13 protein-coding genes are annotated in these 12,271 nt (G+C 39.9%); 1 reads left to right on the forward strand and 12 read right to left on the reverse strand.

The features are described from left to right. Positions 1-73: 73 nt before the first annotated feature. The 5 genes from BK575_RS28195 to prsW form a co-directional block, all read right to left on the reverse strand. Positions 74-250, reverse strand: coding sequence for a YpfB family protein (locus BK575_RS28195; RefSeq protein ID WP_169908037.1), 177 nt, complete (start codon positions 248-250; stop codon positions 74-76). 188 nt (positions 251-438) lie between these two features. Next, positions 439-1,098: a flagellar brake protein gene (locus BK575_RS21325; protein ID WP_078413618.1), complete on the reverse strand. Its 660-nt coding sequence runs from the start codon at positions 1,096-1,098 to the stop codon at positions 439-441. A gap of 140 nt (positions 1,099-1,238) precedes the next feature. After that, complete coding sequence (ypeB, locus tag BK575_RS21330) at positions 1,239-2,585, reverse strand: germination protein YpeB (protein ID WP_078413619.1); 1,347 nt, start codon at positions 2,583-2,585, stop codon at positions 1,239-1,241. A 22-nt stretch (positions 2,586-2,607) separates the two neighbouring features. After that, entirely contained in the window at positions 2,608-3,522 is a 915-nt protein-coding gene (gene sleB, locus BK575_RS21335) for a spore cortex-lytic enzyme (protein WP_078413620.1), read from the reverse strand. Between the two features lie 276 nt (positions 3,523-3,798). Continuing rightward, a complete protein-coding gene (gene prsW, locus BK575_RS21340; protein WP_078413621.1) occupies positions 3,799-4,446 on the reverse strand; it encodes a glutamic-type intramembrane protease PrsW in 648 nt (215 codons plus the stop codon). A 110-nt stretch (positions 4,447-4,556) separates the two neighbouring features. Here prsW and BK575_RS21345 point away from each other — a divergent pair, with 110 nt between their 5' ends. Beyond that, a complete protein-coding gene (locus BK575_RS21345) occupies positions 4,557-5,528 on the forward strand; it encodes an asparaginase (protein ID WP_078413622.1) in 972 nt (323 codons plus the stop codon). Between the two features lie 38 nt (positions 5,529-5,566). Here BK575_RS21345 and BK575_RS21350 read toward each other — a convergent pair whose 3' ends face one another. From BK575_RS21350 to BK575_RS21380, 7 genes are all read right to left on the reverse strand, one after another. Then, positions 5,567-6,541 (reverse strand): YpdA family putative bacillithiol disulfide reductase, encoded by a 975-nt coding sequence (locus tag BK575_RS21350; protein WP_078413623.1) that lies wholly within the window; start codon positions 6,539-6,541, stop codon positions 5,567-5,569. Between the two features lie 424 nt (positions 6,542-6,965). Further along, positions 6,966-8,246: a Glu/Leu/Phe/Val family dehydrogenase gene (locus BK575_RS21355; protein WP_078413624.1), complete on the reverse strand. Its 1,281-nt coding sequence runs from the start codon at positions 8,244-8,246 to the stop codon at positions 6,966-6,968. Positions 8,247-8,660: 414 nt separating this feature from the next. Then, entirely contained in the window at positions 8,661-9,257 is a 597-nt protein-coding gene (locus BK575_RS21360) for a genetic competence negative regulator (protein WP_078413625.1), read from the reverse strand. 118 nt (positions 9,258-9,375) lie between these two features. After that, a complete protein-coding gene (locus tag BK575_RS21365) occupies positions 9,376-10,293 on the reverse strand; it encodes a MerR family transcriptional regulator (RefSeq protein ID WP_078413626.1) in 918 nt (305 codons plus the stop codon). Between the two features lie 257 nt (positions 10,294-10,550). Further along, positions 10,551-11,321, reverse strand: coding sequence for a metallophosphoesterase (locus BK575_RS21370; protein WP_078413627.1), 771 nt, complete (start codon positions 11,319-11,321; stop codon positions 10,551-10,553). Positions 11,322-11,342: 21 nt separating this feature from the next. Beyond that, positions 11,343-11,738 carry a hypothetical protein gene (locus tag BK575_RS21375; protein ID WP_078413628.1) on the reverse strand — a complete coding sequence of 132 codons (396 nt, stop codon included), beginning with the start codon at positions 11,736-11,738 and terminating at the stop codon, positions 11,343-11,345. A 68-nt stretch (positions 11,739-11,806) separates the two neighbouring features. Further along, a complete protein-coding gene (locus BK575_RS21380) occupies positions 11,807-12,265 on the reverse strand; it encodes a DUF2663 family protein (RefSeq protein ID WP_078413629.1) in 459 nt (152 codons plus the stop codon). Positions 12,266-12,271 lie beyond the last annotated feature (6 nt).

The raw sequence follows: 12,271 nt of genomic DNA on the forward strand, positions 1-12,271 counted from the left end.
AAAAAGAGCAGGTTTCATCCTGCGTCTTTTTGTCATAGACTTTATAGTTGACTTTATTTTAGCATACGTCGTTTTACTGGTCGAATGTTTCAATGATTTTACTAAAATTATTTTTTGTAACTCCTTCATACTGAATAATCTTAGAAAAATACGACCCATAATCGCTGTACAGCAGTACACTTTGTGCAATCAATAAAAAGATAAACTGCATGATTGCTAACTTAATTAAAATTCTTTCAATGCTTTTCATTAAACTCAAACCTCACCCTTCATTTACTAAACAGTATGCTTAGAAAGGATAGGTTTTATTCTAAGACTTTATGAAACCATGGTGTCGATTTCCACATTTTTTGACTCATTCGGGCAACATGGGCATGTTGCCCGAATGAGTCAAAAAAACATGCTAAACTTTAAGGTAGTCGACTTTAAAATAAAAGCTTATAATAAACCTTTTCGTTTCAATTCCAGCTGCTGTTCAAAAACAAAGCGAGTGACTTGTTCTTTCTTGCGATCATTAATATCCAAAAATTGCAAAGACAACTTTCCAAGCTTTCCTTCTTCTGGACTGACGGCCCTCACTACTCTCGCCTGCAGCTCCAAATAAAAAAATTCATTTGACTGCATGGGGAGCGTCAGCCATATTTTTACGATCTGGTTGTGTTTAACCTCGATATGTTGATTGATAAAAACAGCTACACCACCGGCACTTATATCCTCGGTTCTTGTCACAAATGGACTAAAATCCTCCCCAGTGGGATGAATGGCTGCGCTCACAGAAACAGGCACCCTCACGTATTGTCGTCTCTGTATACGAAGCACACGATGATCTCCGGGATAACGCAAAGCAATGACAGGAAAGGTCTTTTTTGTCCTGCCGATGATTTCTGATTGAAAAAAATAGACAACGTTATCTTTTCCGATGAATGAAGCGCTGAGTTGAGTACCATCTAACATAAACGTCGTTTTTCCCGTTTCTTCATGAATGGGATAACTGACGAACAAGCGATCCGGTTCCCGCTCTACCACTTTACAATTAAACTTTTCTGCCGTTTCTTCCGCAAAAGGCTCAAGCCTTAGTAGCATCCCTTCTTTGATCATTCTTTCCCTTCTTCCATTTATGTCTTTTTCCCTAAAACCATATTACTAGTACTATTTTCTCAATTGCTATTTTACCGTAATTTTTCCAAGAAAAAAAGAGGATTTACAAGAGTAAAGTCCCCTTGCAATCCTCTTTTTCTCTATACTTGTTCGTAAATTTGCTCTGCATTTTGGAGCTTTTCGACTTTTTCTTCATAACCATTTTCAGCGTTGATAAAAATGCGGTATGTGTCATTGTTAATCATACCTAAAAACTCGTAACACAATACTTCCTCTTTTAAATCATTTGTCACAATCGCAAGGCGATTTTCCATGATTTTCACTTTAGGATTGATTTTACTTCTGGCGTCTTCTTCCGACAAAACCGGTTCAGGTATTTTACGCAATTTATGCGCCATCAAAAAATCACGAGCTGAAAAACCTAGCACTTTTCCATCTTCCAGGGATATTTTCATTTTAACCGAATCCGGGTAGATACGAACTCCATCTTGTGTTCCTACGAATGTAAAAACCCCTGTGTTATCATACTGAGCACTTTCGTACAGTTCCAAACTTTCAAATTGGTGTTTCTTAAGAAAATTCTGTGCTTTTAACGTCGCTTCATTCAAACTGATATTTTGTTTCGTTACTTCTTTATTTTGGATTACCCATATTGGATAACCGCCCTTTTTCGTAATATCCATATAAGTTTCTTGCTTTTCTCCCGGACTCTTTATCGTTAAACTATAAAAGCCGTAATCTGATCCTTCTCCACTCTCTGTCACGCGAACATCTTCATTTCCTTTTAAACTTAGAAATGAACGAGCTACTTCTTTCGCTACGGTTTCGTTAATTTCTCTGCCTTTCAACTGCGAGAAATTACGATTTTGTTTTTCAACACTTGTAAAAGTTGGCCCAAAATCTGTTTCCGCGTAGCTTTCGACATTCTTCTCTACCGTTTTAAAACCATCAATAATCGTATTATCGGCTTGTTTTTCATTTGTGGCTAGCGCCAATTCCACATCCATCCAGCGCAAGTTGTTTTCAATGACTAAATGCTGGACTTTTCTCAATTCATTTTGGATATCGCCTGACTTTTTATACAATGACTTTAACGTATCATACTCCTGATCCGTCAACGGCTCTTTACTCAAATCTCGAATAGCTGTACGATAGCTGAAATTTCCCATATTCGCTAAGAACTCTTCCGTTTTATTGAATGGAAGCAATGTTAAAGGCAGTTGGCCGACATTGCTGTGTGCTTCTGACGTAAGTCTCCATACTTCAGCAAGGGCGGGAGACAGCTGGTCACGAGAATTCATGGCGAGCGTCGTCCCGATTTTGTCATTCAATAAATCCATCTCATACGCTAAATCATGGAAAGCTCGCTGATAATTGTTTTCCGCATGCTGGAGAACCGCGTTTTTTTCCTGGTGCTCTTGATATCCCCAGTATCCTGCTCCTATTCCTGCTACTGCTAAAACAGCAATTAAGATTGTTCGCAACATTCGTTTTCACCCCTCTTTGTATTTATTTACAGAAAATATGTTTTCCAATTTGTTTAATCTGCGGTCTTGACCAAATCCACGCACTTGTCGCTGTATCAGGATTGAAATAGTATAAAGCATGCCCTGTTGGATCCCACCCGTTCAAGGCATCTAATACAGCTTTTTTCGATGTTTCATTTGGAGTCAGCCAAATTTGCCCGTCTGCTACCGCCGTAAAGGCAGCAGGCTCAAAGATGACTCCGGCTACAGTATTGGGAAACGATGCACTATTCACACGGTTAATAATCACCGCAGCAACCGCCACTTGGCCGATATAAGGTTCACCTCGCGCCTCTCCGTGAACAGCATTTGCCATCAGTTGCAAATCATTTTGAGAGTATCCGTTCGGCACATTGACAGCCGTCGGCTTTTTCGGTGCTTCCGCCTTTTTGTCGCTTGCTTGTGGAGCTGTTTTTTTAGCTGGCGGCGGTGCGGCCGGTGCCTTTGCCCCTTGATCCGTTTTGGCGGTTGTCCCTTGCTTAGGAGTCGGTTTAGTCTGCTTGTCCAGTGGGGTTCCGCCGTAATGAGTAAATTTGTTTCCTTGATTGATTTGCTTTTTTACATATTGCTCATTATATTTCGTTTTGGCAACAAGCTTTTTTTTCATGTCTTCTCCGACGAGCCCATCAATATCCAATCCAAATTCATATTGAAAATTTCGGACGGCCCAGTACGTGCTCCATCCAAACACACCGTCAATCTTTCCATTATAGAAGCCGATGTATTGGAGCCGGGACTGCAATTCAATGACATCATCTCCTACCGCGCCATGTTGAATCACTTGATTGGAAAAAGCTTGAGCATGATGCTTCTCCTCTAGAGTAGAAAAGAAACAAACAAAGCCTATAACAAAGCTGCATAGTACATAGAGACATTTTTGTCCTTTAAACCATCGCATATAATAAACCCCCTATACTATTCGTCATTATGATAAGAGTATTTTTTGTAAAGGCTGTTATTTTATACAATGTCAGTGAAAGAAATGGAGGGTTTTCCTCTATTTCTTTCACTGACTCGGAATCGGGCACCCGATTATATACATAAAACCAAGATTTTTTCTGTGCCCCATCCCGAGTTAACAAATAAAACTAAAAATAAAAAGGCTGATCCGAAAGCATACTTTCGAATCAGCCTTTTAACAAGGAGAAAGGAGATATTTTTCCTAACTCATGCATTATATGATGATTTTTTTCGCCTTTTTTACTTTCCGTAACCCAAGCCACCATAGGTAGACCATGAAAGGGACCATTAAAAACGTCCAATGGTCCGTCTTAATTAAAATATAATCATATACACCGTGTAAAAGGAACGGAACGGTCAGGGAATACAAAATCCATTTCTTTTTCTCATTTCCACTTGAAAATTTTCCTTTTCCCAAGTAATAGCCCATGATTACACCGAAGAGAGCATGACTTGAGACAGGGAGAACAGCCCTTCCAAAAGCCGTATGCAAACCGTTGGCAAACAAGTAAAAGATATTTTCGAGCGTAGCAAATCCGAGCGATACAGCCGCTCCATATACAATCCCATCATAGTGTTCATCAAATTCCATATGCGTGTAGACAGCAAAAAACAAAACAAACCATTTAAAGAACTCTTCCAGTAGACTGGACGCGAAAAACGCCTGCGCAAACGGAGACGTCCATACCTTCTCTTCTGTTAATACATATTGGATAAACATAATCGGAAGCACGAGCATCGCACCGAAAATGAATGTTTTTAATACCATGGATATAGGTTCTGTCTCATATTCATCTTTTAAATAAAAATAACTCAGCAGCGCAAGACTGGGGGCGATTCCCGCAGAAATGATTGCCAGCATAATCGCGCCTCATTTCCTTTGTTTTTTTCTAATCGTATCATGTTATTGTTGTATAAATCTATATAAATAATTGCACCCTATTGAATATTTCATAATGACGGAGGGAATTTATGAAAACAGTTTATCTATTTCATACAGGCGGCACCATTTCAATGAAAGAAGACGAGAAAACAGGTGCAGTGCAGCCGGATTCTACTAACCCTTTGATTTCTAAGCCTCTTCAGCTGAATCGAATGGTCAATGTCATTGCTGAGCAGGTTTTCCACCTTCCATCGCCCCATATGACACAAAACGAAATGTTGATTTTGATGAACACAATCAACGAAAAAATAAACGAGGTTCCCATTGATGGGGTCGTAATTACACATGGCACAGATACATTGGAGGAAACCGCGTATTTTCTGGATTTAACGATTAATACGGATATCCCTATCGTTTTAACGGGAGCCATGCGTTCAAGTAATGAAATTGGTTCGGACGGTCCATATAACTTAATATCTGCCTTGAAAGTGGCCTCAAGTGAAGATGCAAAAGGAAAAGGTGTTCTCGTTGTAATGAACGATGAAATCCATACCGCCGAAAACGTGACGAAAACACATACAAGTAATGTCGCAACCTTTCAAAGTCCCCAATATGGGCCGATCGGACTCGTCACTAAACGAGGCGTTTTCTTCCATCATACGCCAACTGTTCGTGACAACTACCCGATTCAGCAGCTTTCAAAACAGGTCATGCTTTTAAAAGCGTATGCTGGAATGGATGAACATATATTCAACGCTTTGGACAAAATGCCGCTTAATGGTCTTGTTATTGAAGCATTGGGCCAAGGAAATCTTCCTCCCAAAACAGTGCCTGCTCTTCAAAAATTGATTTACAAAGGGATTCCAATCGTACTTGTTTCTCGCTGCTTCAACGGCATTGTCCAAGATGTATATGGATATGAAGGAGGAGGAAAGCAATTAAAAGAATTGGGTGTCATTTTCTCCAATGGCTTAAATGGCCCGAAGGCGCGATTAAAACTGTTAGTGGCATTGGAAGTAACGACTGATTATAACCAATTACAGGAAATGTTTGCACGCTAGAAAGACCCTCTCCTGAGTGAGGGGGTCTTTCGCCCGCATTATGGATGATTTATTAAAGACTGGATTCTTTTAGCAATCATATCACCGTGAAAACGGCCGTTTTCGATAAAAATTTCATTGGCATTATTCCCCGCCGCGATGACTCCGGCAATAAAAATGCCGTCCACATTCGTTTCCATCGTTTCAATATTATAAAGCGGCCTTCCAGTTTCTTCGTCAATCCCAATGCCCACTTTTCGGAGAAACTGATGATCGGGATGATAACCTGTCATGGCAAAGACAAAATCGTTTTGAATCGTTTTTTCTTCCCCATTTTTTGTATAGGTTACCGCATGCTCTGTAATTTCTTTTACTGTTGACGCAAACTCCATAGTGATAACGCCCGTCCGTACAAGAGCTTCAAATTCTGGTAAAATCCACGGTTTAATACTCGCTGAATACTCGGTTCCACGATATAGCACCGTTACTCGCGCTCCAGCCTTGACAAGTTCCAGTGCCGCATCGACACTGGAATTCTTTCCGCCGATCACCACAACATCTTTATCAAAATAAGGATGGGCTTCCTTAAAATAATGAGAAACTTTCGACAGATCTTCTCCCGGAACATTCATATAATTAGGATGATCATAATATCCTGTCGCAATAATCACAAAGGTTGCTTTGTACTGTCCCTTAGATGTATGGATTTCAAACAGTCCATCATCCTTTTTTTCGACCTTGTTCACTTTCTCAAACGCATGGACACGCAGTTTTTTTCGTTTTGCTACTTCGCGGTAGTACGATAACGCTTGATTCCTTACAGGTTTTCTATTTTCTGTAATGAACGCCACGTCTCCAATTTCCAATTTTTCGCTCGTACTAAAAAAGGTTTGATGAGTCGGATAATGATAAATAGCATTTACGATATTTCCCTTTTCAATCACAAGAGCCTCTATTCCAATATTTTTCAAGGCAATGGCGGCGGCCAATCCACAAGGTCCTCCGCCTACGATAATCACTTGTTCTTCTGTCATTAATTATGTCACTCCTTTAAAACGAACAACACGCTTTCCTTACTATCATAACACTTTATTACACTCCGATACGGAATAAAATGTCATGAAGAACAAAGCAATATAACTACTGATGTATTATAACGTATGAAAAAAATATGTAAGTTAATTTATTTAAAGAGAAAAGCGGTTCTGACAACGACTATTTTGCGCCAATGTCCCCAAAATACTAAACATCAGCATTATTATTAAACAGAATCCTTAAATAAAAAAGGAGGATAACCGAAAAGGGCAAAACACAGCCCTTTTCGGTTATCCTCCTGAAAGGTCCCGTCATGAAACCCCTGTAAAACAAAGGGATTATGTGACGGGACCTTTCAGTAAAAATCAGTTTTTGTAATTTATCAGAGACTTATAGAACAGCCCCTTTACATTATGTTAACGATTAGATCCAGCCTCTGAATCTGGATGCTTCCGCCATTTTACGAACCCCTACCATGTAAGCGGACAATCGCATATCCACTTTACGCGTTTGGGCCGTTTCATAAATATTGTTAAAAGATTTAACCATCACTTTTTCCAATTTTTCTTCCACTTCTTCTTCCGTCCAGTAATAACCTTGGTTATTTTGCACCCACTCGAAATAAGAAACCGTTACGCCGCCGGCACTTGCAAGCACATCCGGCACAAGTAAAATGCCGCGCTCGGTTAAAATTTGTGTCGCCTCCAATGTTGTAGGACCATTGGCCGCTTCGACAACAATGCTTGCACGAATGTTATGGGCATTTTCTTCGGTAATTTGATTTTCGATGGCAGCAGGTACTAAAATGTCACAATCCAGTTCCAATAACTCTTTATTAGAGATAGTGTTATTGAATAATTTTGTAACCGTACCAAAGCTGTCACGGCGATCCAGCAGATAGTCGATATCTAAACCATTCGGATCATATAGTGCACCGTAGGCATCCGAAATTCCAACTACTTTCGCTCCTGCATCATGCATAAATTTAGCTAAGAAGCTGCCTGCGTTCCCGAAGCCTTGAACAACCACTCTTGCGCCTTCAAGCTCGATGCCTCTTTTTTTAGCTGCTTCACGAATACAAATCGTTACCCCTTTGGCTGTAGCTGTTTCCCTGCCATGCGATCCGCCTAATACAAGCGGCTTTCCTGTAATGAATCCAGGTGAATTAAATTCATCAATATGGCTATATTCATCCATCATCCACGCCATAATTTGAGAATTCGTAAACACATCCGGCGCCGGAATGTCTTTTGTAGGCCCAACGATTTGGCTGATGGCCCTTACATATCCACGGCTCAAGCGTTCTAACTCACCAAATGACATATTGCGCGGGTCACATATGATTCCGCCTTTCCCCCCGCCGTACGGTAAATCAACAATGCCGCATTTCAAACTCATCCATATTGAAAGCGCTTTAACCTCACGTTCTGTTACGTTAGGATGAAAGCGGATGCCACCTTTTGTCGGTCCGACCGCGTCGTTGTGCTGCGCTCTGAATCCGGTAAAAATTTTGACAGCTCCATCGTCCATCCGAACAGGGATTTTTACCGTCATCATGCGAATCGGCTCTTTTAATAACTCATAGACTTCCTCTGGATAGCCCAATTTTTCTAACGCTCTATGTATAACGGTTTGTGTTGCTTTTAAAACATCGTGCTTTTCTTCATGTGTGTTTTGCTGATTTTGATTGTTGTCGGCTACCATCTGTGAACCTCCTAAAATCGTTCAATTAATATGGTGAATGGTGCTTCTTTCATGACATAGTATACACCTTTCCATAATTTATGCAAAGGAAAAATTTCAGTTTTACTCTCTTCCCCTGAAGTTTTTGAAATCGTTTACCAAAAGAGGGAGCCAGTTCGTATATATGACTGTACTCTTCCCTGTTCATTTCATTATATTCACAGGACAATTTGCACAAGAGGTCCGCATTTCACAACAGCCTTGAATAAAAGAAAAGAGGATGACCAAAAAGGTATAAAAAAACACCTTTTTGGTCATCCTCCCGAAAGGACCTGTTCTAAAATCCAGAAAAATCAAAGGATTGAGTGAGCAGGCCCCCTTTATAAAACATCCTTTTTATGATTTATTTGAGACTGATGGTACGACCTCTAATTTTCAAAGTGGAAATGTTTGTCTAATAAATGACAAAGCGTTAGACTCCATCAACAACTTGCCGTATTCGTGTACACGGTATTTCGTTATGGTCGCAGGGCTCCCATATTCTGCGAGCAGCGCAATGAGGTCTTCCATATTTTCAAAGTCATCCATACCGCCATCAATTAATAAGTAAAAGCGATGATTGAAGGAATACAAAGAACCTCCGCTCACGCTTAGCGGGGAAAGTCGATGAGCCAATTGAATGATATGTTCAAACGAATAAAACTCAAAGAACACATCTGCACTCTCATCTAACGTAACCTGCATTTCAATATAATCATCCATATATTCTTCATCTAACTCTTCTACTATCTCATTCTTTGTCGTTAAAATAACGACCATTCCCTGGGCTTGCAAGGAGAATACTTCAACAGATAAAGAGTGGGTAGGCTTAAATCCAAGCTCATCAGATGCCTGCTCAATCATTTCTCGAAAAAGCTGCTGCACCTTAAATGAGTTTCTCCATAAATCTTCTTTTGTCAATCCTCGTTCCGTTAAATCATCGAACGTTAAAAAGATTTTAATTTTGTTGTAATTCAAACGTTCCAGCCTCATTTTTCACCCTCCCCGCTTGCGACCATCAGCGCTGACCTAGATACTTTAGTGTATGAAAAAAGTGCAATATGGTTCTCATATTTACTACGAGTTTACCTGTTTCTTTTTTAAAAGACAACTATTCGCCTCCAAGTTCTCTTAATTTAGTATTTAGCCATTCATTCCATTTTTCCTTCGTGTCACCCAACAAAAATCGATTGACCGCTTCCTTGTCTTTAAATGCTCTATGGGAGAAAGCCGCCCCACCCAGCCCGATCTTGAGTGCCGGATGAAGTTCTTGCACATGTTGCGCGATTTCCACCGTTTTCGCCGCATTTTCTACAAGTGAGCAAGACATAAATAAAAATCCAGGCTTGACTTCATCTACAATAAGCTGAATATCTTCTTCCGCGATACCTGTCCCTAAATAAATGACTTCAAATCCTTTTCTTCTTAAAAATAAGGTGAAAATGAGCAGACCGCCTTCATGATTTTCTTGAGAACCGCATACAGCAATTGCTCTAGGAAGCATGCTATTTGATGGAAGGGAATGCATGATCATGCTAATGCGTGTGTGCAAAAGCTGTGTGGCATAATGCTCATGCGCAGTTGTAATCTTTCCCTTTTCCCACAAATCACCAATGGTTACAAGCAGAGAACCTAAAATGTCAATGGCGACCTTTTCAACAGAATACAAACTGAACGCCTGATTCAGCAGCTCTTGAGCTTTCCCTTCTTGAAAAGATAATAAGAAACGAAGCAGTTCCTCTTTGATTTTTTTAGGAGAATCTGCACTATCTTCCTCCGCAGTCTGTTGAATCGTTGTTGTCTCACTTTCCAGAAGCGACACAGCCTGACTAATTGTAAAGCCTTGTTCAACTTTTTCAGCCAGCCATTTTACTATTTTTAAATCTTGCTCTGTATATAAGCGATGCCCTGATTCATTTCGAACAGGGCTCAATATTTGATAACGTCTTTCCCAGGCCCTAAGTGTCCCCGGTTGAATTCCCACTAAATTAGAGATCGCCTTAATATTGTATTTACCTTCCCCTGACATGCGTAACCTCCAACTGCACTATATTACATATTGTTCGCTATAAAAAATTATAGGCTAATACCACTTTTATGTAAAAGAGGATAGCTCAAAAGGTATAAAAAACACCATAGCCATCCTCCTGAAAGAACCCGCCATGAGAATCCAGTAAAATCAAAGATTCAATGGCGGGTCCTTTCAGGAAAAAATCATTTTTGCGGCCTGTTTACAACTTATGGGACAGCCACAAAAAGTTTACATCCTGCAGGATCTTTGCTAGTCTATGTATGTTTGCCGTTTATTACAATGACATGTGCCTCGGCAGGAGCACCGAGCCGAAGAGGAACCGCTGTGGTGCCATACCCATTACTCACAAACAAAGTCGTATGTTCCAGCGATTTGATCCCTCCCTTTTCATAGGGACCAAGACCAAATAAACGAATTTGCCCTCCGTGTGTATGACCGCTTAACACAAGCGAGATACCATCTTCTTTTTTCACCTTTTTATGTACGGAAGGATTATGGGAAATAAGAATCTTAAAACTTTCTTGCCGGCTGTCTGCCAAAGCTAAATGAAGGTGAGACCGTTTCTTTGACACATCATCCACTCCAAGAAGTTCCACCATATCCCCCTCTTCGGATTCAAACAAAGCTGATGTATTGTCTAATATTTTCACATTTTCTTCCAATAACAAAGCGTCTAATTGATGAAAATCCACTTCATAATCGTTATTTCCCCAAACAAAGTAGATAGGGCCTAACTTTTTTAACGTCCGTATATTTTCTCGAACCCTTTCAAATGGGACCCCTTTTTCCATGATATCTCCGCCGATGATGACAAAATCAACGCCTCCCTCCACTTGCTCAATAAGCTTTTCAGAGATAAGGCGGCGATGGATATCAGAAATAAAGAATAAGCGAATCTCTTTAAAAGAGGAGGGAAATTGCTTAAAAGAAAAATGGTGTTCCACTACCCTGTTTTTTTTAGCTTGGGCAAACATATACCCAAGAAGAATTAAAAACAAAAAAAACACATAAATAAAAAATTGCATACTGTCTCCTTTTTACTGCTCCTAATAATGTGTATCCATAGCATGTTTTCTTCTCAAATCTACTGAAATCATACCATAAACAACGGAAAAACATAATATAAGCAGCGCTTGCCACTCACCTTCCTGCGCCAAAAAGAAAAAGCTTCCTAAAGAGCCGCAAGAAATAAACGCTTCCCACAAGCGTGCCGTTTTCCTTTTTAGAAGCGAGTAGGTTTCTTCCACTATAGACTTAATCAAAATGGAATGAAGTAAAAACGAGAAGAAGAATGCCACCATGGCAATAAAATAATGCCATGGATCCATGACAAGCGCCAGAATGATTTTTGTCGCTGATATTGGCTTTGTGATAGGAAGCCATTGAATGAAAGCATAGCCGCTGACGGCCCCTCCGACCAATTGAAAAAGTCTTTTGAGCATGAGAAAAAACCCCTTTCTTTATACAGGTTTATGAAAAGAAAGAGGTTTTCATGTATGGATGTCATCACTTACTTATTCTCATAGTAAAGGTTGACACCGTATTCTTTTTTCATCATGCTGAACACATGCTGTCTTGCTTCCCACTTTTCTTCATCCCCCCACAAATTCGGGCTTTTTTGAATCACTTCACAACGGAGATCATGAAATTCTTTTTCCGTTTTTTCGCTCTTTTTTCTAATTTCCAGCAAGTAATAATATAAAGAAAACACGATCAGTATCATTACTAAATGGGAAAAACTCGATAGCACAAACGAAAAAAAGGCATGATATGTAATCAATGACAGCTGCTGGAAAGAAAGAAAAATATACAGGCATATAAGAGCTAAACAAATTAACAACAACCATCTAACTTTTTTTTCTTTTTCATTAATCTTATCCAGTTTCCTCTTTTTGTCGATGACGCTTTGCAGCATATTCTTGGCCACTTCATCCGTCAACTCATTCAGTTGTTGAATCCGGCTGTCCACATCCCT

The organism is Priestia abyssalis (assembly GCF_002019595.1).
In the GTDB taxonomy this organism is placed as follows: Bacteria; Bacillota; Bacilli; order Bacillales; family Bacillaceae_H; genus Bacillus_BA; species Bacillus_BA abyssalis.

What these genes read in the sequence shown, in the direction of transcription:
- BK575_RS28195 (WP_169908037.1), bottom strand. Translation starts at nt 250, where the DNA reads ATGAAAAGCATTGAAAGAATTTTAATTAAGTTAGCAATCATGCAGTTT.
- BK575_RS21325 (WP_078413618.1), bottom strand. Translation starts at nt 1,098, where the DNA reads ATGATCAAAGAAGGGATGCTACTAAGGCTTGAGCCTTTTGCGGAAGAA.
- ypeB (WP_078413619.1), bottom strand. Translation starts at nt 2,585, where the DNA reads ATGTTGCGAACAATCTTAATTGCTGTTTTAGCAGTAGCAGGAATAGGA.
- sleB (WP_078413620.1), bottom strand. Translation starts at nt 3,522, where the DNA reads ATGCGATGGTTTAAAGGACAAAAATGTCTCTATGTACTATGCAGCTTT.
- prsW (WP_078413621.1), bottom strand. Translation starts at nt 4,446, where the DNA reads ATGCTGGCAATCATTTCTGCGGGAATCGCCCCCAGTCTTGCGCTGCTG.
- BK575_RS21345 (WP_078413622.1), top strand. Translation starts at nt 4,557, where the DNA reads ATGAAAACAGTTTATCTATTTCATACAGGCGGCACCATTTCAATGAAA.
- BK575_RS21350 (WP_078413623.1), bottom strand. Translation starts at nt 6,541, where the DNA reads ATGACAGAAGAACAAGTGATTATCGTAGGCGGAGGACCTTGTGGATTG.
- BK575_RS21355 (WP_078413624.1), bottom strand. Translation starts at nt 8,246, where the DNA reads ATGGTAGCCGACAACAATCAAAATCAGCAAAACACACATGAAGAAAAG.
- BK575_RS21360 (WP_078413625.1), bottom strand. Translation starts at nt 9,257, where the DNA reads ATGAGGCTGGAACGTTTGAATTACAACAAAATTAAAATCTTTTTAACG.
- BK575_RS21365 (WP_078413626.1), bottom strand. Translation starts at nt 10,293, where the DNA reads ATGTCAGGGGAAGGTAAATACAATATTAAGGCGATCTCTAATTTAGTG.
- BK575_RS21370 (WP_078413627.1), bottom strand. Translation starts at nt 11,321, where the DNA reads ATGCAATTTTTTATTTATGTGTTTTTTTTGTTTTTAATTCTTCTTGGG.
- BK575_RS21375 (WP_078413628.1), bottom strand. Translation starts at nt 11,738, where the DNA reads ATGCTCAAAAGACTTTTTCAATTGGTCGGAGGGGCCGTCAGCGGCTAT.